General features: G+C 68.8%; 19 protein-coding genes. 11 read left to right on the plus strand and 8 right to left on the minus strand.

Annotated elements, in window-relative coordinates; all coding sequences use genetic code 11:
• Positions 1-166: 166 nt before the first annotated feature.
• Positions 167-2770, minus strand: coding sequence for a U32 family peptidase (locus tag CYFUS_RS05520; RefSeq protein WP_095984276.1), 2604 nt, complete (start codon positions 2768-2770; stop codon positions 167-169).
• An 83-nt stretch (positions 2771-2853) separates the two neighbouring features.
• Positions 2854-4053: an aminotransferase class I/II-fold pyridoxal phosphate-dependent enzyme gene (locus tag CYFUS_RS05525; protein WP_095984277.1), complete on the minus strand. Its 1200-nt coding sequence runs from the start codon at positions 4051-4053 to the stop codon at positions 2854-2856.
• A 208-nt stretch (positions 4054-4261) separates the two neighbouring features.
• Between CYFUS_RS05525 and CYFUS_RS51600 the strand changes: the two genes are divergently transcribed.
• The 4 genes from CYFUS_RS51600 to CYFUS_RS05540 all read left to right on the plus strand — a co-directional run bounded on the left by CYFUS_RS51600 (position 4262) and on the right by CYFUS_RS05540 (position 8136).
• Positions 4262-4582, plus strand: a complete 321-nt coding sequence (locus CYFUS_RS51600) for an acyl-CoA dehydrogenase family protein (protein ID WP_198316467.1) — start codon at positions 4262-4264, stop codon at positions 4580-4582.
• A gap of 19 nt (positions 4583-4601) precedes the next feature.
• Entirely contained in the window at positions 4602-5498 is an 897-nt protein-coding gene (locus CYFUS_RS05530) for an acyl-CoA dehydrogenase family protein (RefSeq protein WP_198316468.1), read from the plus strand.
• Between the two features lie 105 nt (positions 5499-5603).
• A complete protein-coding gene (locus CYFUS_RS05535; protein WP_095984278.1) occupies positions 5604-6731 on the plus strand; it encodes a serine hydrolase domain-containing protein in 1128 nt (375 codons plus the stop codon).
• 256 nt (positions 6732-6987) lie between these two features.
• Positions 6988-8136 (plus strand): Kelch repeat-containing protein, encoded by a 1149-nt coding sequence (locus CYFUS_RS05540; protein ID WP_095984279.1) that lies wholly within the window; start codon positions 6988-6990, stop codon positions 8134-8136.
• Positions 8137-8235: 99 nt separating this feature from the next.
• On the opposite strand, the gene CYFUS_RS05545 is transcribed toward CYFUS_RS05540, so the two are convergent.
• The 4 genes from CYFUS_RS05545 to CYFUS_RS05560 all read right to left on the minus strand — a co-directional run bounded on the left by CYFUS_RS05545 (position 8236) and on the right by CYFUS_RS05560 (position 15559).
• Positions 8236-11412 (minus strand): efflux RND transporter permease subunit, encoded by a 3177-nt coding sequence (locus CYFUS_RS05545; protein WP_095984280.1) that lies wholly within the window; start codon positions 11410-11412, stop codon positions 8236-8238.
• Between the two features lie 6 nt (positions 11413-11418).
• Positions 11419-12672 carry an efflux RND transporter periplasmic adaptor subunit gene (locus tag CYFUS_RS05550; RefSeq protein ID WP_232537388.1) on the minus strand — a complete coding sequence of 418 codons (1254 nt, stop codon included), beginning with the start codon at positions 12670-12672 and terminating at the stop codon, positions 11419-11421.
• Positions 12660-14102 carry a TolC family protein gene (locus CYFUS_RS05555; RefSeq protein ID WP_095984281.1) on the minus strand — a complete coding sequence of 481 codons (1443 nt, stop codon included), beginning with the start codon at positions 14100-14102 and terminating at the stop codon, positions 12660-12662. The genes CYFUS_RS05550 and CYFUS_RS05555 overlap by 13 nt, the downstream gene beginning before the upstream one ends.
• Before the next feature lie 194 nt (positions 14103-14296).
• Positions 14297-15559, minus strand: a complete 1263-nt coding sequence (locus CYFUS_RS05560; protein ID WP_095984282.1) for an MDR family MFS transporter — start codon at positions 15557-15559, stop codon at positions 14297-14299.
• A 157-nt stretch (positions 15560-15716) separates the two neighbouring features.
• Between CYFUS_RS05560 and CYFUS_RS05565 the strand changes: the two genes are divergently transcribed.
• The 3 genes from CYFUS_RS05565 to CYFUS_RS05575 are packed head-to-tail and all read left to right on the plus strand — an operon-like array spanning position 15717 to position 18870.
• The gene (locus tag CYFUS_RS05565; RefSeq protein WP_095984283.1) at positions 15717-16865 is read left to right on the plus strand and encodes a hypothetical protein; all 1149 of its coding nucleotides are present in this window, start codon (positions 15717-15719) and stop codon (positions 16863-16865) included.
• A gap of 42 nt (positions 16866-16907) precedes the next feature.
• Positions 16908-17945 carry a serine/threonine-protein kinase gene (locus CYFUS_RS05570; protein ID WP_095984284.1) on the plus strand — a complete coding sequence of 346 codons (1038 nt, stop codon included), beginning with the start codon at positions 16908-16910 and terminating at the stop codon, positions 17943-17945.
• Between the two features lie 10 nt (positions 17946-17955).
• Positions 17956-18870, plus strand: coding sequence for an AEC family transporter (locus tag CYFUS_RS05575; RefSeq protein WP_095984285.1), 915 nt, complete (start codon positions 17956-17958; stop codon positions 18868-18870).
• On the opposite strand, the gene CYFUS_RS05580 is transcribed toward CYFUS_RS05575, so the two are convergent.
• Entirely contained in the window at positions 18867-19082 is a 216-nt protein-coding gene (locus CYFUS_RS05580) for a hypothetical protein (RefSeq protein ID WP_002621833.1), read from the minus strand. The genes CYFUS_RS05575 and CYFUS_RS05580 overlap by 4 nt on opposite strands.
• Before the next feature lie 127 nt (positions 19083-19209).
• On the opposite strand from CYFUS_RS05580, the gene CYFUS_RS05585 reads away from it, so the two are divergent.
• From CYFUS_RS05585 to CYFUS_RS50345, 4 genes are all read left to right on the plus strand, one after another.
• Complete coding sequence (locus CYFUS_RS05585; protein WP_095984286.1) at positions 19210-19500, plus strand: hypothetical protein; 291 nt, start codon at positions 19210-19212, stop codon at positions 19498-19500.
• Positions 19501-19654: 154 nt separating this feature from the next.
• Positions 19655-20923 (plus strand): hypothetical protein, encoded by a 1269-nt coding sequence (locus CYFUS_RS05590; RefSeq protein ID WP_095984287.1) that lies wholly within the window; start codon positions 19655-19657, stop codon positions 20921-20923.
• The gene (locus CYFUS_RS50340) at positions 20889-21251 is read left to right on the plus strand and encodes a hypothetical protein (RefSeq protein WP_157758255.1); all 363 of its coding nucleotides are present in this window, start codon (positions 20889-20891) and stop codon (positions 21249-21251) included. Before CYFUS_RS05590 ends, CYFUS_RS50340 begins: the two co-directional genes overlap by 35 nt.
• 335 nt (positions 21252-21586) lie before the next feature.
• Entirely contained in the window at positions 21587-22054 is a 468-nt protein-coding gene (locus CYFUS_RS50345; RefSeq protein WP_157758256.1) for a hypothetical protein, read from the plus strand.
• A gap of 24 nt (positions 22055-22078) precedes the next feature.
• Here CYFUS_RS50345 and CYFUS_RS05600 read toward each other — a convergent pair whose 3' ends face one another.
• Entirely contained in the window at positions 22079-22957 is an 879-nt protein-coding gene (locus CYFUS_RS05600; protein ID WP_095984289.1) for an ATP-grasp domain-containing protein, read from the minus strand.
• Positions 22958-22968 lie beyond the last annotated feature (11 nt).

Below are 22968 nucleotides of genomic sequence, written 5' to 3' on the forward strand. Positions count from 1 at the left end.
CCAGGAATTGAGCGGAAGAGTCGTATCCCCCGGGAATCCTTGGATGCCGCTGGGGTGGATCAGGGGGTACATGGGGGCACATGGACGGCGGAGTCCCCCCCTCGGGCTGGTGTCCGCCGTCATCAGGTGGTGACAGGAGTCATCACCCGGGGCCCCGCGGGAAGGCTCAGCCGAGCACCTTCATGGTGCCCCGCGTCACGCCGAACTGCTCGTGCACCGCCGCGCGCCGCACCGCCTCGGCGGGAGCGCACCGGCCCGCCAGCAGCTCCTGATAGGCGGCGAGCACGCGCGCGGCCTCGGCCTGGGACTCGCGGACGAACTCGACGCGGAAGCGGCGCACGCCCCGCTCCAGGAGCCTGGGCACCAGCGAGGCCGCGCTCTGGGCCTGGGCGTTGAACACCGTGTTGCGGCAGCCCACGTCCACGATGACCGGGTGCTCCAGTCCGATGCGGTCGCGCAGGGAGACCTGGTGGCTCTCGCACGGCCGGCCACAGCTGCGGTAGTCGCGCCCGTTGGACAGCGTGTGCGAGTACACGCAGTGCTCGGTGTGGAAGGTGGCGATGTGGTGATGCAGCGCCACGGTGAAGCGGTGCGCGGGGGCGTGCTCCAGCAGGCCGAAGAGCTGCGTCTCGTCCAGGTCGTGCGAGCAGGTGAGCGTGTCCAGCCCCAGGCCGAGCAGGTGCGCCGCCGTCACCGAGTTGGTGACGTTGAGCGAGAAGTCTCCGTGCAGCACCGGGCGCGGCTGGCCGGAAGGGCGCTCGAGGAAGTGCATCATCGCGCCCCAGTGGCGCACGAGCACCGCGTCGGGCCGCAGCTTGTCCAGGCGCGTGTCGTAGCCCTCCTCGCCCGGCTTCTGCACGCGCACGGTGGCGATCGTCACGCGCAGCCCGGCCGCGCGCGCCCGCTCCACCGCCCGCTGCAGGCCCACCATCTCCATCCAATCCAGCTCCACCTCGCGCAGGCCGGCGGCGATGACCGCTTCCAACTGCGCGTCGTCGCGGCACAGGGGCAGCAGGCGCGGGCCCGCGTGGGCTCCCTCCTCCACGGCCTGGCCGGCGACGCGCGAGAGCAACGCGGTGCGCACGGACTCGAGCACCGGCGTCTGCGTCACGGTGCGCACGGGGCCCTTCTCCACGAGCGGGGTGAGCGCGGCCACGACGTCGCGGCGCAGCGCCTTGAGCTCGGAGACGGGCAGGTGCAGGCCCGGCGTCAGCCCGGTGAGGTCCAGGTGCGCGAGGGTGAAGGGCGTGCCACCGCAGGCGCCCAGCTTGTCGCGCAGCAGCGCCTCGTCCAGGCCCTTGCCCTTGGAGGGCGTGAGCGGGGTGGGGCTCTCGGCGGAGGCCTCATGGCCCCAGGCGCTCGCGCGCACGCGCAGCGGGGTGCCCTCGGCGCCGGACACCTGGAGCGTGAGGGGGATGCGGCCCTCGGGCTCACCCTGGGCGAGCTGCGCTTCCGTGCGGCGGGCCAGGGACGGATCGCTGTTGAGCCACACGCGCTGGCCGGGCGCCACGCGGTGGAGGTCCGGCCCCGGGTGCCCGAAGCCGAGCACCCAGCCGTTGCCGCGCCGGTCCACGCGGAAGATGGGGCCGCCCGGCTCGTGCTTGTCCTCGGGCGTGCCCGCGTCGAAGACGACGCCCATGCCCGGACGGGGCTCCACGGTGGCGGGAGTGGGCTGCTCGCCAGGGAGGGGCGAGGACACCTTGCCCTCGGGGCCCTGGGGGCGCTGCTCGCCCAGGCCGAGCGCGCCCGTCCACGGACGCTCCTCGGGGGTGACGAGCACCTCCTTGCCCGACACGGAGCGCACGCGGCCCAGGAACAGGCCCCGGTGCTTGGGAAAGCGGCCCTCGACGAGCGTCTGGTGATCCGAGCCCCCGAGGAAGCCATTGGACAGGCCGCGGCTGTACGTGAGGGACATGTCGGCCAGGTCGCTCGCGAGCTGCTTCTCGTCGGGCCGGCCCGCGACGACGCCATCCACCCACCGCCGGTAGCCCTGCACGGTGGTGGTCACGTACTGCGCGCCCTTGAGGCGGCCCTCGATCTTCAGGCTGTGGACGCCGATGTCCACCAGGTCGGGCACGGCGCGCACGCCGGCCAGATCCTTGGGGCTGAGCAGGTAGCGCACTTCTCCCAGCTCGCGTGTCTGCCCATCCACCACGAGATCGTAGGGCATCCGGCACGACTGGGCACACTGGCCCCGGTTGGCCGAGCGCCCGCCCCACGCCTCGCTGGTGAGGCATTGGCCGCTCCAGGACACGCACAGGGCGCCGTGGATGAAGACCTCCAGCTCCATGTCCGTCTGTCCCGCCAGCCGGCGGATCTCCTGGGTGGACAGCTCGCGGGGGACGACGACGCGGGTGACGCCCAGGCCCCGGGCGAAGCGCATGCCCTCGGCGCTGGAGACGGTCATCTGCGTGGAGGCGTGCAGCTCGAGCTGGGGGCAGATGGCGCGCGCGAGCAGGGCGACGGCCGGGTCCTGCACGATGAGCGCGTCCACGCCCGCCGCGGCCACGGCGCGCAGCAGCCGCTCCACGCCGGGCAGTTCGGGCTCGAAGATGAGGGTGTTGAGGGTGAGGTAGGCGCGGGCACCGGCGCGGTGGACGAGCGCCATCGTCTCCGGCAGCCGGGCGAGCGAGAAGTTGTCGGCACGGGCCCGGGCGTTGAAGCCCTCGTCGAGTCCGAAATAGACGGCGTCCGCTCCGCTGGCGAGCGCGGCGCGCAGGGACTCGAGGTCGCCCGCGGGCGCGAGGATTTCAGGGCGTCGGGGAGGCATGGGGCCTCACATAACACGCGGACCCCGCGTGGGGTTCCGATTGCGCTCCCCCGCCCCTCCTCCCGGCGAGGGAGGGCCTCGGGTCAGCGCGCGTGGTGCGCGTGGACGAAGGCCTCGAGCCGATCGAAGGCGGCGGTGAGGATGTCCTCGGGAGGCAGGAACACCACGCGGAAGTGGGTGGTGCCGGGCTTCTGTCCGAAGCCGCTGCCGTGGACGAACAGCACGCCCGTCTCGCGCAAGAGGGACATGATGAAGGCCTCGTCCGACGTCACCCCGGGCAGTTGCAGGCGGGGCATGGCGTAGAAGGCGGCGGCGGGTTCCACCACGGACAGGCCGGGGATGGCGTTGATGCGGCGGACCATCAGGTCGCGGCGCTGGCGCAGCCGAGCCATCATCTCGGGGATGTGGTCCTGCGGCCCATCGAGCGCGGGGGCGATGGCGTACTGCTGCGGCGCGGGTCCGCACAGCCGCGCGTCGGCGAGCCGCTGCACCGCGGCGCGCAGCTCTGGCATCAGGTGGGCGTTGCAGAAGACCATCCATCCCACGCGCCAACCACAGGCGAGGTAGCCCTTGGAGAGCCCATTGAAGGTCAGGATGGGCACGTCCGTGGCGAGCGAGGCCGTGGCCACGTGAGGCTTGTCGTAGATGAGCTTGTCGTAGATTTCATCCGACAGGATGACGAGGCCACGCCGCCGGGCGATCTCCAGCAGCCCCTCGAGCACCTTCCGGTCGAGCACCGCGCCGGTGGGGTTGTTGGGGTTGCAGAGGATGAGGGCGCGCGTGCCGGGCGTGCACAGCCGATCAATCTCCTCCAGGTCCAGCGACCACCCATTCTCCTCGTCGAGCGAGTAGAGCACGCCCTGGGCGTTCAGCTTGGCCATGAGGGCGTTGTAGAGGGGGTAGCCGGGGCTGGGCAGGAGGACGCGATCGCCGGGATCGAGCAGGGCGGTGAGGGCCAGCTCCAGGGCCTCGCTCGCGCCGGTGGTGACCACGACGTCATCGGGGGTGATGTTGGGGATGCCCCGGTTGGCGCACTCGCGGGAGATGGCCTCGCGCGCGGTGAGGATGCCCGCCGAGGGCGCATAGCCATTGTGGCCGTCGCGCATGGCCCGGTGCACCGCCTCGATGAGGTGCGGCGGCGTCCGGAAGTCGAACTTCAGCGGATCCCCGATGTTGAGATAGAGGATGTGTTGTCCCTGGGTCTCCAGGCGATGCGCCTCGGCCACGACGTTGCGGATGGCGTAGCGGACGTTCTCGATATGTCGGGCGGGGCGGACCACCATGTGAAGCCTCCTGCGTACGCGGGGCTTCTACACCCGCGGGCGAGCGCCTCCTACCGTGGAGACGGCGCGGCCTCTTTCCTGCTCCCACCGCTTGTTTTCTCAACTCTCGAGATGTGGGCTCTGTCGTCCGGGGCTCATCCGTGCATGGTAGACTGTTGAATGTCAAACAACCGCCGCGGTCATCGCACGGCGAGAGGGGAGACGCGAAATGAGTAACAAGAAGACATGGGGTGGTGAAGAGTTCTGGGGTCTGGGATTCGAGTTCGATCCTCAATGGATCCTCACCGACGAGCAGAAGAAGCTTCAGGCCACGCTGATCGAGCTGTGCCGGACCACCCTGCGCGCGAACGCCGTGGAGAGCGATGCGCGGCTCGTCTATCCGCGCGAGAACCTCCAGGAGTTGGCGAAGCTCGGCCTGCTCGGCCTGCTGGTGCCGAAGGAATTGGGGGGCATGGGGCAGAACCATGTCTGTGCCGCCATGGTCGTCGAGACCCTCGCGCGCTATGGCTGTGCGAGCACCGCCATGTGAGACACCCAATGGCTGGCGCGTGCGCAAGAAGGCCTCCTGGACCACCTCGGGGGGCTTCGCGGACTGGTATATCGTGCAGACCACCAGCCCTGACTTCGGTGGCAACTACGCCAACCTCTCCTGCTTCCTCATCCTGGCCGACGAGGTGAAGTCCAATCCCTCCAACTGGAACGGCCTGGGTCTGCGCGGCAATCAATCCGGCCCCATCGAGATCGACAACGTGGAGATTCCGAGGAACCGGTTGGTGGGACCGGTGGGGGACGGCGCGACGTCCAATGACGAGTGTGTCGATCCCTTCTTCCTGCTGTGTTCGTCCGCCTGCTGGAATGGCATCGCGATGGGAATGATTGACATCGCGAAGAACCACACGACCCGCAAGACCCACGTGGATGTGGGCATGCGCGTCGCCGACTACCCGACCATCCAGGACTACATCGGCGAGTGCATCATGGACACCAATGCCGCGCGCGCCTTGGACTATCAGATGGGGCAGGCGATGGACGCGGCCACGAACAACTGTGATTGGTCCCTGCACAAGGATCCGAGCGCCATGCCCCGCGCCCAGTACCTGCACTGGATGTGGCAGGTGAAGTTCATCGCGGCGAAGAATGTCGCGCACGTCTCGGACAAGATGCTGCATGCCTGTGGGGGCACGGGCTACAAGCCGGCGCTCGGCATCGAGCGCTATCTGCGCGACGCCAAGGCGGGCTGGGTCATGGGCCCGACCAACGAGGTGCTGCGTCAATTCGTTGGCAAGATGGCCCTGCTCGGCACGCAGTCGCTCGACTACTGGAACCAGTCGCTCAACGAGCGCGTGCTGAACAACGAGTTGAAGAAGCTCGACGCCGACGGCAAGCGTCAGCTCGCCGAGAAGTTGCTCGCCGAGGCCAACGGGAAGATGTCGTCGGTCGCTTGAGTACGTGAGGCGTGGGGGCCACTCGCCGAAGAGACGGATTCATGGTTGATGGAGCCTGGTTCGCTGGTATTCCGGTGGGCCGAGCCGTCATGAGGAGGTAGGATCATGTCCAGGAAGGCCGTCCTGCAGTGCCTGTTGTTGCTCCTGAGCGCTTGTGGGAGAGGGCGCACGCTCACGGGTCCCGGCTCACCCCCGGATGCGCGTGACGACGGCTGGGCCGTGGCGTCACTGGAAGAAGAGGGCGTGCGGCGCTCGTGGTTGGAGTGGCTGGAGCGCGACGTGGCGGAAGGCAAGCAGGAGGAGCCGGATGCGGTGCTCATCGCCCGCCATGGTCGGCTCATCTACGAGCGCTACGGGAACGGCTTCGCGCGCGAGAACGTGCATGATCTGCGCTCGGCCACCAAGAGCATCACCTCGCTGTTGGTGGGCATGGCCCACGAGCGGGGTCTGTTGCCAGACCTGGATGTGCCCGTGCTGTCGTTCCTTCCAGACCTCGCCCCCGTGCGCAACCCAGACCCACGCAAGGAGCGCATGACGCTGCGCCACCTGCTCGAGATGCGTACGGGTCTGGCGTGCGACGACTGGGATGCGAACTCGCCTGGGAATGAAGAGAAGATGTATCGCGCGGACGACTGGGCCCGCTTCATGGTGGACGTCCCCATGAAGGAGGAGCCGGGCAGCGTGGCTCGCTACTGCACGGGGGGCGTGGTCCTGCTGGGCGCGGTCCTGGAACGTGCGAGTGGCATGTCCATCCCGGAACTCTCCCGCCAGTGGCTCTTCCACCCGTTGGGTGTGGCGGACTTCGAGTGGCAGCCGGCGGGCCAGAGGGGGACGGATACGGGCGGGCACCTGCGGTTGCGTCCGCGCGACTTCCTGAAACTGGGCCAGGTCTTCCTCGACGGCGGGACGTGGCACGGCGAGCGTCTGGTTTCCGAGGCGTGGGTGTCCGAGTCAGGCCGACCGCACAGCACGTTGGGCGACGCTCGCTACGCACGGTTGTGGTGGAGCGCTCGCTTCACCCTCCAGGACATCCCGGTGGAGGTGACGTTCGCGCGCGGTACGGGGGGCCAGTATCTCTTCGTGGCGCCCTCGCTCGGCCTGACCGCCGCCTTCAACACCAGCCATTACAACGACTCCGGTTCGGTGCTGCCGCTCGTCTTGTTTGGACAATACGTCCTGCCGGCGGCGCTCGGCTTCGAACGGGCGGGGCCGGCCAGCGCCCGCTCGCGGTAGGCAGCCCGGGCTCCCTTTTGCTCTCCTGTCGTGGAAACATCAGTGCGCTTGCCCTGGGATGAAGAGTGAAATGAAGTGAAGGACGAAGAATTCGATATCATTGGTGGTTCGTCGCAACGTTTGCGGACCCACCAGCTCTGTAACTTTGCAGCAGTTTCATGGTCGGGTGCATCTGAATGCCTTTACCCCCGTCTCCAACCACGCGGTGGTATGTCTGCTTTGCCTCGGAAAGACGAGGCGAAAGGATGCCGAACACATGCGCATCGTGAACCTCACCACCTCCCTCGCTGTCGCCCTGCTGTTTCCAGCCTGTGGCGGGCCCGCGGCCGAAGAGCCGTCCCAGCTCGCCATTCGCAGCGGGGAGCTGTCCAGCGCCCCCGCTGCCTCCTCCTCCGTGACGGACCCGGAGCCGCGAGCCGTGGGCTCCTGGAGCCTCACGGGTGACCTGACCTCGGCTCGTTCCGGCCACACCGCCACCCTGCTTTCCTCGGGCAGGGTGCTGGTGGTGAGTGGCACCACCGCGGAGGTGTTCAACCCCTATACCAACGTGTCCGTGGCCACGGGGGCTCCCACCTGGGCGCGCACCCAGCACACCGCGACCCGGCTCGAATCGGGCAAGGTGCTGGTGGCGGGCGGGTGGATCGGCAGGTTTCCGCTCTACTGGCGCAGCACCGCGGAGGTGTATGACAAGTCCACGGGCACCTGGTCGTCCGGGGACAGCATGAGCGTGCCTCGTGGCAACCACACGGCGACCCTGCTCGAATCGGGCAAGGTGTTGGTGGTGGGGGGGGACACCACGGATGGGAGCCAGCCGGAGGCCCCGCTCCAGACGGACTCCGTGGATCTGTACGACCCGGCGACCAACACGTGGAGCCCGGCGGCCTCCATCTTCATGCCTCGCGCCGGCCATACCGCGACGCTGCTCTACTCGGGCAAGGTGTTGGTGACGGGTGGCAGGTTCCTCGACTGGGTGCTCCAGGACGCGCAGGTGTATGACCCGGACACGGACGACTGGTCGATGCCTGCGCCCATGCCGAGGACTCGCACCGGCCATGTCGCCGTCCGGCTCAACTCGGGCAAGGTGATGGTGCTCGGTGGCGGCCATGACGAGGTGGACTTCTACGATCCGTACAACTCCACCACCCGGTGGACCACGGGCGCCTCGCTCCCCTCGGGTGGCTCGGTCATCAGCGCGACGCGGCTCTACTCGGGCGAGGTGCTGGTCACGCACTCCACCGGCCAGGCGTCGTTGTATGACCCGGCGACGGATGCGTGGCTGTCCGCGGGGACGTTGACGGCCCCACTCGCGGCCCACGCCGCGACGCTCCTGCACACGGGACAGGTGCTGGTGACGGGTGGCTCCTCCGGTGGCGCGGTTACCACCGTGCAGCGCTACACGCGCTGAGCCGGCCTCGGGAAGGCCGCTGAAAAGGGAACGGCGGCGGGCGGGCCTCCTCGGCTCCACCCGCCGCCGTCTGTCTTTACCCTCGTCCCGTGAATCCCGTCACGCCGGGTGCGGTGTTCCCTCGCCCCCGGTGGGCCGCGAGGGCGGAGGCGGCCGGGCGTGCTCGTGGCGCTTGAGCAGCCGGGATCGGGCCGTCTCCACCAGCGTGTAGAGCACGGGGATGAAGATGAGGTTGATGAAGGTGGACAGGAGCATGCCGCCGAACACCGCCGTGCCCAGGGACTTGCGCGAGGAGGAGCCCGCGCCCGACGCCAGCAACAGGGGCAGCACGCCCAGGAGGAAGGCGAAGGACGTCATCAGGATGGGGCGCAGGCGCGTGTCCGCCGCCTGGATGACGGCCTCCACCACGCCCTTGCCCTGGTGGCGCAGCTGCTCGGCGAACTCCACGATGAGCACGGCGTTCTTGCAGGCGAGGCCCACCAGCATCAACAGGCCCACCTGGCAGAAGACGTCGTTGACGAGCCCTCTCATCAACTGGAATCCCAGCGCCCCCATCATGGCCACGGGCACCGCGAGCATGATGACGAAGGGCAGGGCGAAGCTCTCGTACTGGGCCGACAGCACCAGGAACACGAACACGATGCCCAGCGCGAAGATGAGCAGCACCTTGCCGCCCGCTTCCTTCTGCTCGCGCGACAGGCCCGTCCACTCGAAGGCGTAGCCGTTGGGCAGGTTCTGCCGGGCGACGGTCTCCATGGCCTCGAGTGCCTGGCCGGTACTGGTGCCCGGAGCGCCCTGGCCGTTGATGGTGGCCGAGCGGAACAGGTTGTAGTGCTGGATGTTCTGCGCGGTGGTGACGGGCTTCACCGTGATGAGGCTCTCCAGGGGCACCATCTGGCCCGTGGTGGAGCGCACGTAGAAGGAGGAGATGTCGCGTGGCTCGTTGCGGAAGGGCGTGGCCGCTTGCACGTAGACGCGGTAGACGCGGTTGGTGAGCGTGAAATCATTCACGTACTGGCTGCCCATGAAGATCTGCAGCGTGGAGTAGAGCGAGTCCAGGGACACGCCCAGCGCCTTGGCCTTCTCCCGGTCCACCGACACGGTGAGCAGCGGGGTGGTGGCGGTGAAGGAGGAGAAGACGCCGCGCAGCTGTCCTCCCTGGTTGGCCTGGCCCGTGAGCTGCTGCGTGGCCGCGGACAGCTCGTCGAGCGTGCGCGTGCCGAGCTGATCCTCCAGGACGAACTCGAAGCCACCCACGCTGCCCACGCCGCGGATGGTGGGCGGCTGGAAGGCGAGCACCCGCGCTCCGGGAATGGCGGCGAACGGCCCGCGCAGCCGCTCGATGATGCCCGCCAGGCTCTGCTCCTTCTCCTTGCGCTCTTCCCAGGGCTTCAGGTTGACGAAGAGCGTGCCGTAGTTGGGGCCGGTGCCCAGCACCGAGAAGCCGCCCACGGTGAACAGGCCCGACACCTCCTTCTGCTGCTGGAGCACGTTCTCGGCCTGGAGGAGCACCTGCTTGGTGTAGTCCAGTGACGAGCCCTCGGGGCCCTGCACCGCGACGATGAGGTAGCCCTGGTCCTCCTCCGGGATGAAGCCGGTGGGGGTGATGCGGTAGAGCAGCGCGGTGACGCCGATGAGCACCACGAACAGGCCCAGCAGCGCCCAGCGCATGCGCGGCCCGAGCAGCCGGCCGAGGAAGCGCGCGTAGCGGTCGCGGAAGGCGTCCATGGTGTGGTCCACCCAGCGGAAGACGCGCCACTTGGTGCCCTCATGGGGCCGCAGCAGGATGGCGCACAGCGCGGGCGACAGCGTGAGGGCCACGAGCGCCGACAGGCTGATGGAGAAGGCGAGCGTGAGGGCGAACTGCCGGTAGATGGAGCCCGAGGTGCCCGGGAAGAAGGACACCGGGACGAACACCGCGGAGAGCACCAGGGCCGTGGCCACCACCGCGCCGCCCACCTGCTTCATGCTCCGGTGGGTCGCCTCGCGCGCGTCCACCCCTTCCTGCTCCATGACGCGCTCGACGTTCTCGATGACCACGATGGCGTCATCCACCACGAGGCCCGTGGCGAGCGTCAGGCCGAGCAGCGTCAGCATGTTGAGCGAGAAGCCGAACGCGCTCACGAAGGCGAACGTGCCGATGAGCGACACCGGCAGGGTCGTGGCCACCACGAGGATGCTGCGCCAGCCGTGCAGGAAGATGAAGACCACGACGATGACGAGCACGATGGCCTCGAACAGCGTGTGGATCACCCCGTCGATGGAGGACTGCACCGCGATCGTGGTGTCGAAGGCGCGCTCGTACACGAGCCCCGGCGGGAAGTTGGCCTTGAGCCGCTCGAGCTCCTTCTCCACGTTCGCGCGCACCTCCAGGGCGTTGGAGCCGGCGAGCTGGGAGATGCCCAGGCCCACCGCCTCCCGTCCGTTGAAGCGCAGGAGCTGGTTGTAGTTCTCCGCGCCCAGCTCCACCCGGCCGATGTCCCGCACCTGCACGAGCGAGCCATCCTGGCCGCGCTGCACGACGATGTTCTCGAACTGCTGGGGCGTGGAGAGCTGGCCGAGCACCTGCACGTTGATCTGGAACGACTGGCCCGTGGGCGCGGGAGGCTGGCCCACCTGGCCGGCGGCCACCTGCACGTTCTGCTCGCGCAGCGCGTTCGTCACGTCCGCGGCGGTGAGGCCGCGGCTGGCGAGCTTGGTGGGGTCCAACCACAGTCGCATGGCGAAGCGGCGCTCGCCGAAGATGCGCACGTCGCCCACGCCCTTGACGCGCAGGAGCGCGTCGCGGATGTACACGTCCGCGTAGTTGCTCAGGAAGCCGATGTCATAGCGCTTCTCCTTGTCATACAGGCCGTAGGAGACGAGCAGTTGGGACTGTGCCTTGTTGATGACGATGCCCAGCGCGTTCACCTCCGAGGGCAGACGCGCCGAGGCGGTGGCGACGCGGTTCTGCACGTCCACCGCCGCCACGTCGATGTCGCGCTCCGGATCGAAGGTGATGATGATGGTGCTCTGGCCGTTGTTGCTGCTGGTGGAGGAGATGTAGCGCATGCCCTCCAGGCCGTTGAGCTGACGCTCCAGCACCGTCGTCACCGCGCTCTCCACCGTCTCGGCGGAGGCGCCCAGGTAGTTGGCCGTCACCGTCACCTGGGGCGCGGCCAGGTTGGGGTACTGCTCGATGGGCAGGCTGGGGATGGTGATGGCGCCCACCAGCGTGATGAGGATGGAGATGACGCTCGCGAAGATGGGCCGCTTGATGAAGAAGTCGGAGAACATGTGTCGTCACCTGCCCCCGTCCGTGCCCGTGCCCGCGTCGCGAGGGCCCGCGGTGCCCGCGTCGGCGGGCTCGCCCGTGCCCGTGTTCGCGGCGCCTCCCACACCCTGCTCCTCCTGCTCCGGCCTCGGCTTCGCCGGTTTGGGCTCGATGGGCTGGCCGTCGCGGATGGCCTGCAGCGAGCCGATGATGACGGGCGTGCCCTGCTTCAGGCCCCCGAGCACTTCGTAGTGGTTGTCCTGGAGCTGACCGAGCTTCACCGGCGTGCGCTGTGCCACGCTGACGCCACCATCCCCCTCGGCCACGACGGTGGCGAAGAACTGGCTGCTCTGCTGGGACACGGCATACGTGGGCAGGCGCAGGGCCTCGCGGACGGAGTACACCACCTGGGCGTGCACCACCTGGCCGTTGCGCAGCCCCACCTCGTTGTCGAAGGCGGCCTTGAGCTCCACGAGCTGTGTCGTCGGGTTGGGCGTGGGGGCCACGAAGAAGACGGGGGCGCTCACCACCGGCTTGCCGTCCTGATCGAGCACCTCCAGGGGCGTGCGTCCCACCTCTACGTCCGCCACGCGCTCCTCGGGAACGAACACGGACAGCTCCAGGGCGCGGCTCTGGTCCACGTTGGTGAGCACCACCTGGGGCGTGACGTAGTCGCCCACCTTCACCGGGATGTTGCCCACCACGCCGTCGAAGGGCGCCGTCACCCGGTAGAAGCCGAGCTCCACCTGCTGCTGTGACAGTTGGGCCTCGGCGTTGCGCGCGCTGGCCTCGGCGGCCGCCGCCTGCGACACCGCCTGCTCATAGTCCTGACGGCTCATGAGCCCCTCGCGCAGCAACTGCTCGGCGCGCTGACGCGTGCTCTGGGCGAACTGGCGCTGGGCCAGGGCCGAGCTGCGCTGGGCCTCGGCGCTCTGCACTCCCGCGCGTCCGATTCGGGGATCCACTTCCAGCAGCAGCTGGCCCTGCTTCACCTGCTCGCCGGGCCTCACCGCGATGCGCTGCACGTAGCCCGCCACCTGCGGGTAGAGGTTGATGCTGCGCCGGGAGATGAGCGTGCCCAGGTACTCGCCGATGTCGCGCACCGGACCGGGCTCGAGCTTCAATACCTCCACCTGCATGGGCTTGCCCGCGGCGGCGCCTCCTGGTCCTCCGGGCCCTCCCGCTCCTTGCTGGGGGCCGCCCGCGTTGCCGCCGGAACTCTGGCAGCCGGCCAGGGCCAGCACCGTCAACCACACCCCTACACCACGACTCACCAGTCGCATGCTGCCTCCACCAAGAATGACTCGATTCGCGCCTGGAAGAACTGGAGTTCGCTCACCACCAGGTTCAGCTCCGCCTGCCGCAGCGCCGCCGCCGACACCACCAGGTCCTGACTCGTCCCCGCTCCCACCTCGAAGGAGCGGCGGGTGAGCCGGTCGTTCTCCGCCGCCAGCTCCCTCGCGCGCTGGGCGATGCGCTGCTGCTCGCCCGCCACGTCCACGTTGCGGCGCACGCGGCGAACCTCCACCGTGGCCGAGCGCTCCACGTTCACCGCCGCCTGTCTCGCCGTTTCCTCCTGGGCCCGCGCCTGCCACACCCGACCCTCGCGCACGCCGCCGTCATAGAAAGGCAGGGTGAGCACCGCGCCGATGTTCCAGATGGGCACGCGCGCGAAGCCCGGGTCCACCGTGAGCGCCACCACGCTGCTTTGTGCCTGCAGGGTCGGCAGGTACTGGGAGCGCGCCGCCGACACCGAGCGCTCCGCGGCCTCTACCTGGGCGCGTGCCGCCGCCTGGTCTGGCCGCTGCTGGAGCTCCTGTAGTGCTCGGCACTCCCGTTGGCCCCCGGCGAGCAACTCCTCCAGGGACAGCCCGCGGCCGAGCCCGACCGGCTGGGGGCTGCCCAGCAGGAAGCCCAGGGCGTCGCGTGCCTGACGCAGCGATTCGTCGCCGGACACCACCGAGGCGCGTGCCGCCTCCGCGTCCTGCTCCAGGCGGATGACATCCAGGCGGGTGCCCGCGCCCAGCTCCATCCGCCGTTGCGCGAGCGCCAGCCGCTCGAGAGAGGAGCGCAGGTTGACGCGGTTCACCTCGACGAGGCGCTCGGAGGCGGCCACCTGGGCCAGGGTCTGGGCGAGCGTGCGGGTGAGTTGCCGCCGCGTCTCGTCGAGGGAGAACTCCGCGGCCTGGCGTGTTGCGTCCGCCGCGCGCAGGGAGTGGACCGCCTGGAGATCGAACAGGGGCAGGGAGGCCGCCACATTGGCGGTGCCCAGGGGCGAGGTCGTCGTGAGACCGCCCACGCCGCCGCCCACTCCACCTCCACCCGTTCCGCCGCCGCCCGTTCCGTTTCCGGGCACGCCTCCGAGCGCCACGGTGGGGCCGAGCAGGTTGTGCTGGACGGAGGCGGAGCCATTGAGGGTGGGCAGCAGCCCCGCGAGCGCCACGCGCCGCTGACCCGAGGCCGTCTCCACCCGGGCCAGCGCGGTCCCCAGCTCCGTGGAGCGCTGGCGCAGCATCTGGAGCGCCTCGTCCCAGGTGCTCACCTGGACGGGAGCCGGGGGGACGGGGGCCAGCATCGGGTCCGACACCTCGGGCTGAGGTGGCTGCGCGGCGGCTTCCTGGGGAGGTGCGGGCGGGGGGTTGGCCTGGGCCAGCGTCACTCCCGGTACGAGGACGGCGTGTGAGAGGAAGGCGGTGAGGAGGTAGGGATTCATGACAGGCACTTCACAGTGGTGACTGTCCGGGCTCTCGGCTGCCTGTTCCGTGGATCATTGACACTCGAGGACATCTCGGGTGCCGACTGGTGAGCACTCCTTCACGCGAAGCGAAGTGGATGACACACCGCGCCAGGGGTGCGGGGGGCGAGCGGGCATTCGAGTGAGTGGCTGGAAGGCGGGCGCGACGGGGCTCAGTCGCGCGCGGTGCTCACGTCGGGGTAGAGCTGGCGCAGGGCGTCCATGTGGCGGCGGCGGGAGGAGGCGGCGGCCAGGTGCCAGGTGGCCGCGAACAGGCCCACCGTGAGGCAGCCTCCCCACAGGGCCGCGCGGCCGAGGTGTCCGAGCAGCCAGGTGCCGAGCAGGGGCGAGAGGCAGGCGGAGCCGGCCCACAGGGTGGCGTACGCGCCCTGGTAGACGCCGCGCTGGTGGGGCGGGGCGAGGTCGGCCACCACGGCCGAGGCCACGGGGGCCTGGAGCACCTCGCCAATCGACCACACCGTGACCGCGAACAGGGCGAGGGGGACGTGCGCGCCGAGCCCGTGCAGCCCGAAGCCCAGCCCCGTGAGGGCCGAGGCCGCCGCGAGCGCCGTGGAGCGCCGCATCGAGCCCAGGAGCCGGCCGACGAAGGGTTGCAGGAGCACCACGAGCAGGCCGTTGGCCGAGAGCACGACGCCGAACGTGGCCGGGGTCATGCCCCGCGCCGCCAGGTCCAGGGGCAGCGTCACGTTGTACTGCATGAAGATCATCGCGGTGAGCAGGATGGGCAGGGCGAAGCCGAGGAACACCGTGTCCTGGAAGGGCGCGAACGAGGGCGGCGAGCGCGCGGCGGTGGCCTCGGTGCGCGGCAGGTGGGCGGGGCGCGTCTCCGGCACCTTCCACCAGACGATGACGCCATAGAGGAAGGTGGTGCAGGCGTCCGCGACGAAGAGGGTGAGGAAGCCCGCGCGCGAGGCGAATCCCCCGAGGGGCAGGGCGAGCGAGAAGCCCACGTTGATGATCCAATACAGCAGGCTGTAGGCGCGGGCGCGGTGCTCGGGGGGGACCACGTCCGCGATGGCCGCGGACACGGCGGGCCGGTACTGCTCGCCCAGCAGGCCGAGCAGGAAGGCGGCGGCGCAGATCTGCCAGGTGTCCCGGGCCAGGCCGAGCGCGAGCATCGCCACCGAGCCGAGCCACAGCCCCACGAGCAGGGTCGCGCGCCGGCCGATGCGGTCCGCCAGCGTTCCACCCACCAGTCCCGCGAGCACGGCGCCCGCGCCGTGCAGGGCCACCACCCCTCCGGCCTCCTCCACCCGGAAGCCGCGTTCACGCGTGAGGTAGAGCGCGAGGAAGGGCACCACGAAGGAGCCCAGGCGGTTCACCAGCGTGCCCGTCCAGAGGTACCAGTAGGTGCTCGGCAGGCCGCCCACCAGCGCCCTCGCTTCCTTCGCCCACCGTCCGCCCAGGTCACTCATGTCGGGAAGGGAGTCTGCGGGAGTGGACCTCGCGAGCGCCAGGGGATAGCAGGGGGGAGCGCCCTCCAGGCCGTCTGTCTGGAGCGATGGCCATCGCGGCGGCGCCTGGGCTGTTAATCTCGCTTCCGTCGAGCCCCCTCTTGAGCGAAGGAACGTCATGAGCAGCGGTACCCTGACGCCGAACCACCCCCAGGATCCCCATCGGGTGCCCGTGGAGATCGCCCCCGAGACCTTCTGGGTGGGCAAGCGCGAACCCGGCAACATCTTCTACGCCAACCCCTATCTGCGCCGCTTCCGTGGCACGGACTCGAGGACGCAGAAGCCAGCGGAGTTCAACCTCCTCATCGATCCGGGTTCGAGCAGCGACTTCTCCATCATCCACACCAAGGTCGCCTCGCTCATTGGTGGCATGGAGCGGCTGTCGGCGCTGTTCATCAACCACCAGGATCCGGACGTGGGCTCCTCGGCGAGCATCATCTCCGCGCGCTACTCGCCGCGCGCGAGCATCCTGTGCTCCGAGGACACCTGGAGGCTCATCGTCCACCAGAACCTGCCGCGCAACCGCTTCATCCCCACGGAGAAGTTCGCCCAGGGGCTGAGCGTGCCCACCGGCCACAAGCTGCTGCCCGTGCCCTCGCCCTTCTGCCACTTCCGGGGCGCGGTGATGCTCTACGATCCGCAGACGCGCGTGCTCTTCACGGGAGACCTCTTCGGGGGTCTCACCGACTCCAAGGCCCAGGGCCTGTGGGCGGACGAGTCCGACTGGTCGGGCATCCGCGCCTTCCATCAAATCTACATGCCGGTGAACACGGCGCTGGCGCGCGCGGTGGCGGCCATCCGCAAGCTGACGCCCGCGGTGGAGATCATCGCCCCGCAGCATGGCCGCATCATCCGGGGCCCCCTGGTGCAGCAGTTCCTCGAGCGCATGGAGCGGCTGCAGGTGGGCCTGGACATCATCGACGAGGCGCAGGATCGCACGCACCTCCAGGCCTGGAACACGGTGGTGGACCGGGTGCTGTCGTTGGCGCGCGGCTACCTGGGAGACTCGGTGGAGGCCAAGCTCACGGCCAGCCATCAGTTGCCGGACACGGCCCAGTTCGAGGGCTCGCGCCTGGTGGTGAAACGCCTGGGCAAGTGGACGCTGGAGCACGTGGTGGATCTGCTGTGCCAGGGCGAGCCCCCGGAGATCGCCGGCCCCATCATGGTGGAGGCCACCACCGCCGCGGCCGAGTACAACCTGCCCACGCCCCACCTGGACATCGAGGGCAATGGGGCCCCGTCCCACGTGTCGTTGCTGGAGACGTGAGCGGGGACGGGCCAGCCGCGGCGCTGGCGGGAGGAGGATGCGGTGCACTCGATGGATGATGATGCCGGTGGGGTGACGTACCTGAGCGACTCGTCGCCAGGGCATCCCGCGTCGCCTCCGGGCGAGCCCCAGGGCCTGTCACTGGAGCGGACCCTGCGGCCGGCGACGCCACCGGTGTCCCCTCGTGGCACGCTGATCCAGGGGGCGGCGACGCCCGTGCCCGCCTCCGTCACGGCGCGTGGCCTGGTGCCGGGCCAGGTGATCGCGGACCGCTACCAGGTGCGCAAGTGGCTGGGCGCGGGAGGAACCGCCGCGGTGTACGAGGTGCTGGACCTCCAGACGAACCAGCATGTGGCGCTCAAGGTCCTGGCGGTGCCACACGCGGAAGAGACGCTGGTCACGCGCTTTCGCCGCGAGGTGGAGCACGCGCGCGCGCTGGAGCACGTCAACATCCTGCGCGTCTTCGACGTGGGGTGGGACGGGGAGCGGCACTTCCTGACCGTGGAGTTGCTCGCGGGCATGGACCTGCGCCAGCTCCTGCAGGAGCGGCGGCCCACGCTGGCCGGTGCCCTGCGCTGGCTCACCCATGCCACCGTGGCCCTGGAGCACGCGCACGCGCGCGGGGTGCTGCACCGGGACATCAAGCCCGGCAACCTCTTCATCACCCGGACGGGGGTGCTCAAGTTGATGGACTTCGGCCTGGCCAAGAGCACGCATGTGCCGGGCACCACCACCCAGGGGGCCACGCTCGGCACTCCGGAGTACATGGCGCCCGAGCAGGTGATGGGCTCTCCCCCCGTGTCACCCGCCTCGGACCTGTACTCCCTGGGCGTGGTGGCCTACGAGTTGTTCACCGGGCAGCTGCCCTTCCGCCATTCGCAGCCCGTGCCGTTGATGTTCCTGCACGTGCAGGAAGCGCCCCGGCCTCCCCGGCTGCTGTGTCCGGCGCTGCCGGAGCCGTTCGAACGCGTCGTGTTGAAGTTGATGGAGAAGCGCCCGGAGGACCGTTACCGCAACGCGACCGAGCTGCGTGCCGCGCTGGCGGAGCTGTGGCCCCTGGTGCTCAAACGCCCTTCATGAGGCAGGTGTCATGATTTCCGTTCTCGGCCTGCTGTTCACCAGCCTCCTGCTGGGGATGGCCGCCCGGCGCAGTGGCCGTTTCCACGAGCACACGGCGCACGTCATCAACGCCTATGTCATCAACGTGGCGCTGCCCGCGCTGGTGCTGCGCTCGGTGCACGGGCTCACGTTGGTGCCCGAGCTGCTGCTGTCCGCCGCCGTGCCCTGGGTCATCTTCGGCGTGGCCTTGTTGCTGTTCCGGGCCGTGGGGCCTCGGCTGGGGCTGGCGCCCGACAGCGTGGCGGCGCTGGTGCTCACGGGGGGTCTGGGCAACACGTCGTTCGTGGGCCTGCCGCTCATCGAGGGCCTGCGCGGTCCCGAGGCCCTGCGGGTGGCGGTGGTCATCGACCAGTTGGGCTCGTTCCTGGCGCTGGCCACGGTGGCGACGATCTACGCCGCGCGCGCCGCCGAGAAGGAGACCCACCCGGCGGCGCTGTGGAAGAAGCTGGTGGGCTTCATGCCCCTGGTGGCGCTGGTGCTCGCGTTGCTCACCCACCCGTGGGCGTTTCCCACGTGGGTGGACGGAGTGCTGGCGCGGCTGGGCTCGACACTCACCCCGCTCACGCTCTTCTCCGTGGGCTACCAGTTGCGGCTGTCCGGCCTGCGGGGCCGGGGAAAAGCACTGGGTCTGGGGCTGGGCTACAAGTTGGTACTGGCCCCGCTCGGCATCGCGCTGTTGCTGCTCGCGCTGCCGCGACTGGACCGTCTGTCTTTCGAGGTGACCGTGCTTCAGGCGGGGATGGCGCCGATGGTGACGGGGGCCATCCTCGCGGTGGACCATGGGTTGGACCCCGAGCTGTCCGCCCTCATGGTGGGGGTGGGCATCCCGCTGTCGTTGCTCACGGTGCCCATGGCCCTGTGGTTGATGGGAGGCGGGCTCTTCTAGGCGAAGGCCTCGGTGGCGAAGGACAGCTCGAGGCCGTCCGCGCGCATGCGCAGCCGTGGCCGAGACAGCCAGTGGCAGTGGGGGCAATAGCTGTGCGCGCCACCCCCCGGCGTCTTGCGGATGTTCACCGCGCCGCCACACAGCATGCAACCCTGGGGGAGGACGAATTCGGCGATGCCCTCGCCCGTGTTCTGATCAGGTGAACCGTTCATGATCCACTGGTAACGCAGCTTCCGGCGAGCACAAGTCACACGGGCCGACTCTTCGTGCTCCCTTGGAGAGCAAGGAGGCGGGCGAGGGGTTCCAGGGCGCGCGCACTCCTGCTAGGAGAGAGACCTCATGAAAAAAGGCATCTATTACACCCCGCGTCCCTCCCGTGAGCCCGTCACCCGCGAGGGAGATCCCGGTGGCAAGTGGTCCGCGAAGTTCCCGGACATGATGGGCTACAAGACCCAGGGCGGCGGCAAGGTGCCCGAGGACTTCGAGTGGGCGAGCAACCCCAAGCAGGCGCAGGAGGAGCTGACGTCCGAGTCGCTCGCCGCCCGCTACAGCCAGCGGGTGATTCCGCGCCTCCCGGAGCCGGCGCCCACGCCCGCGCTGCCCGCGGACGCGAAGCCGGCGCCCAAGTAGCACCGGGCGTCAGGGCAGCCCAGGCGGAGGTGGAGGGGGGACCTGCTTCCGCGATGGCTCGGGGCTGCGTCGCCAGGTTCCGGTTTATCCTTGTTTTTTCGGCGGGCGGCCCAGTATCTTGCTCTCCATGTGTGTAAGTATGCCACCCAGAGCCATGGCCGTCCTGGGTGTGGCCCTCACTCTTCTTCTGGCGGGTTGCGCTGCGTCTGACGAAACCCTCCAGGTTGAAGAGGCAAGCTCCAAATCCTTTGACGTGGATTCGGATGGCTCCGCGGAGGAACTGTATTTCGAGGTTCTTCGCCTGCATTCAGCGGGTCTGCTCAGCCCCAAGCGTTTGGAAGAACTCCAGAGTCATCTGGTGATCGTGGACGATGTCTACTCACGGGATGCCGACTACGGGGTGGTGCTGCGCGATACCATCTTGTCCCACCTGCGCATGGCGGGTACTGAGGTGCGGCGCGAGGAGGCGCTGGCTCTGTCGGGATGGGAGGGTCGTGCCTACGTGCGTCGGCTGAACCGGGCCGGGGTGAAATCCGCCGGTCAGTATGCCGATGGGATGGTGCTCGTCGCGGGGATGCTGGGCGTTCCGACCAGTGCTCAGGAGGGGCTGCTCATGGTGGCCATTCCAACGGGGGGCTATCTCCTCGTGAAGGCCGGAGCAATGGCGCTCAAGCGGATGGCTTTCATCCTGCGGAACTGCCGGAACGCGGATGACGTGGTGCGAGGTGCCAGGGGCCTGGGATTCAAGGTCGAGAAGGTAGCGGATGCCTCCTCGCTCCGTACGGCCGTGGCCAAGACGAACGAAGGGCTCTCGGTGCGGTTCGAGGAGGTGCTGGCCCGTATTCCCAAGAAGGATGTGGATTTCCCCCGGGAATCGAGTGCGCTGCACGTCACCTCGGTGAGGAATGTGGACGTGCGGAGTCGGGCGTCCCGGGCGTCGGAGCTCCGGTCCGTGGTGCGTGGAGCGCAATCATATGCCTCCGCGGATGTCCTCCGCAGCCGCGTGAGGGAGTTTATCGCCGAGAAAATCAAGCCCGAGTTCGATGAGCCTATCGAGTTCTTCATCCATGGTACGACTCATGCGCGAGCCGTGATGTTCAAGCCGGAGGCCGGGCTGCGCCTTTTCACGGCGACGGACATTCATGTCGCCTTGCTCTTTTCGCGGCGGACGGTAGGGCGGGAAGGGGGGAGGGTGGGTGGCACCGTGATTACCCTGCCTCGTACTGTCGCGGACCAACTTCGGAAGAGTGGATTGCTCAGGACTCAGCCTGTGCCGGACATGCCAAGACTCCTGGAGACCATTTTCGAGCCCGGAGCCGTTGATGCTCTGAGGAAGCTGCGTTTATCGATACCTTGCCGGAAGGATTTTTCGATCCATGAAGGGGCCCGTGACGACCATACGCGTCGACCTGCCGACGGATAATCTCAAGTACAAGGGCTCGTTCACCTATTTCTTCATCTCCGCGGAGGATGGCCAGAGATGGCACCCATGGTGGAAGACGTTATTCAGCTTCTTGTTGGAACTTGAACGGCAATCCGTGGGCTTGAGTCAAGACGGCGTGGAGATGGAAGTCGCGCTGATGACCGGAAAGACGCGTCAGGATTTCCTGAAGCTTCTTCAAACCGCTCCAGAATCGGAAGTGGAAGGCCATCGAACATTGCGTTCAGCGCTGCGGCGGTTGCCGCTGCACGAACTCGATGTGCCTGTCCGTTACTTCGGACCCGATCCCGAATCGCGAGGAAATGAATGAGCGGAGCACCTCCCTCCTGGGTGGGTAGGCGCGCCCTGTTGGTGCTGATGCTCTCACTCGCGGGTTGCAAGAAGCCCGGCTCCGGGTCCTCCCGGGTGGATTGTCAGGAGGACCTCGATTGTTACATCGCCCGTGCTCGGCAATGTCTCCCAACGACCGTGGTGCACGCCGGTCTCTACCCCTTGAACTGGGCCGAGCCAGTCAGCGAAGTACCAATGACGCTCCAGTATGAAGTGCACGGCAGGGTCGGGGGCCGCTGCCATGTTTCACGCATCCAACTCCATCCTTCCTGGGATTGGCCGGACGCGGGCCCTCGGCCCGAGGATGCCTGGGACGTGCTGCGGTGGGAACAACGGCAGGAGATGCCTTTCAGCAACGCGCTGGGAATCCATGCACCCCTCATGCAGTGCCTGTACGAGGGCTCCGAGGCGGCCGGCACGGTGGAGCGGGTGCGCGACGGTACCGCCACGCTTCAGGACATGTCGGCTTGTTTCCCCGGTGATGGCCGCTGCGGAGCGCTGCCTCGCTTCGTGGTGGGTTGTAGAACCCGGGAGTGTGTGTTCGGGCGCTGGAGCTTTGTCTGTGAGTCCCACGGGCAACTCCGTACGTGCGAGGGAACTCGCTTGTCGGACAACACCCCATGGGAGAAGCGCTGCGTGAGTGCATGCGGCGAGGATGGCAAGGAGGTGCTCGACTGCGACTTTTTCTGGCCCGAGCGCCGCCGCGCCAGGCTTCATCGTGAAGCCGAGGAGCGGCGCTCGCGCGCCGCGGGATTATCCGCGGACGGGGGACTGGCTCCGTGACAATCCCTGCTCATGTCCAGCGGTTCAAAGCTTGCCGATCAGCGCGTCCACCAGAGCCCGCACGGCCCCGGGGCCGCCCTGGTGCAGGAAGAGGTTGGGCTCGGTGACTTCCAGCTCCATCAGCCGCAGCGCGCCCCGCTCATCCCGCGCCATGTCCACCCGGGCGTAGAGCAACTCGAACCCGGTGGCGGCGAGCACCTTCCGGGCGAAGGCCCGTTCTTCCTCGGAGGACGTGAGGGACTCGGCGAGGGTGGGATCATAGCCCGGGCGAGCCGACAGGGCGGCGGGCCGCAGGATGGCGTGGGTGTACTCCCCGCCGAAGAAGAGCAGCGAGCGCTCACCGTGGCCCTCCACCGAGGAGATGTAGGGCTGCACCATCATGTCCTTGTGCGGCAGCACGCGTGCCACCAGCTCCCGCACGGCGGGCAGTTCCGCGGGCCCGCGTACCCGGAGCGTGTCGCGCGAGCCCGCGGATACCGCCGGCTTCACCACCGCGTCGCTCCAGCCGCGCTCGGCGAGCAGGGCCTCCACGTCCGGAGTCGAACCCCGCGCGAGCCAGGCCGTGGGAACGATGGGCACACCGCGTGACTCCAGCTCGCGCAGGTAGCCCTTGTGCGTGTTCCACCGCAGCACCTCGGGCGGATTCCACAAGGGGCATTGGGCTCCGGCGCGCTCGGCCCAGGCGACGAACTCGTCACGGCGCTTGTCCGAGTCCCAGGCGGTGCGGATGAGCGCGAGCCGGAAGCGGCTCCAGTCCACCGCCGGATCATCCCAGATGACGGGCCCGGCTTTCAGGCCCCGGACGGCGAGCGCCTCGGCGAGCAGGAGCTCGTCGGGCCGGCAATCGGGGTAGGTGGACGCGGTGACCAGGGCGATATCGAGAGGGGCGCCAGGGAAGGGCATGTCCCCCTCGA

This window comes from Cystobacter fuscus, from assembly GCF_002305875.1.
In the GTDB taxonomy this organism is placed as follows: domain Bacteria; phylum Myxococcota; class Myxococcia; order Myxococcales; family Myxococcaceae; genus Cystobacter; species Cystobacter fuscus_A.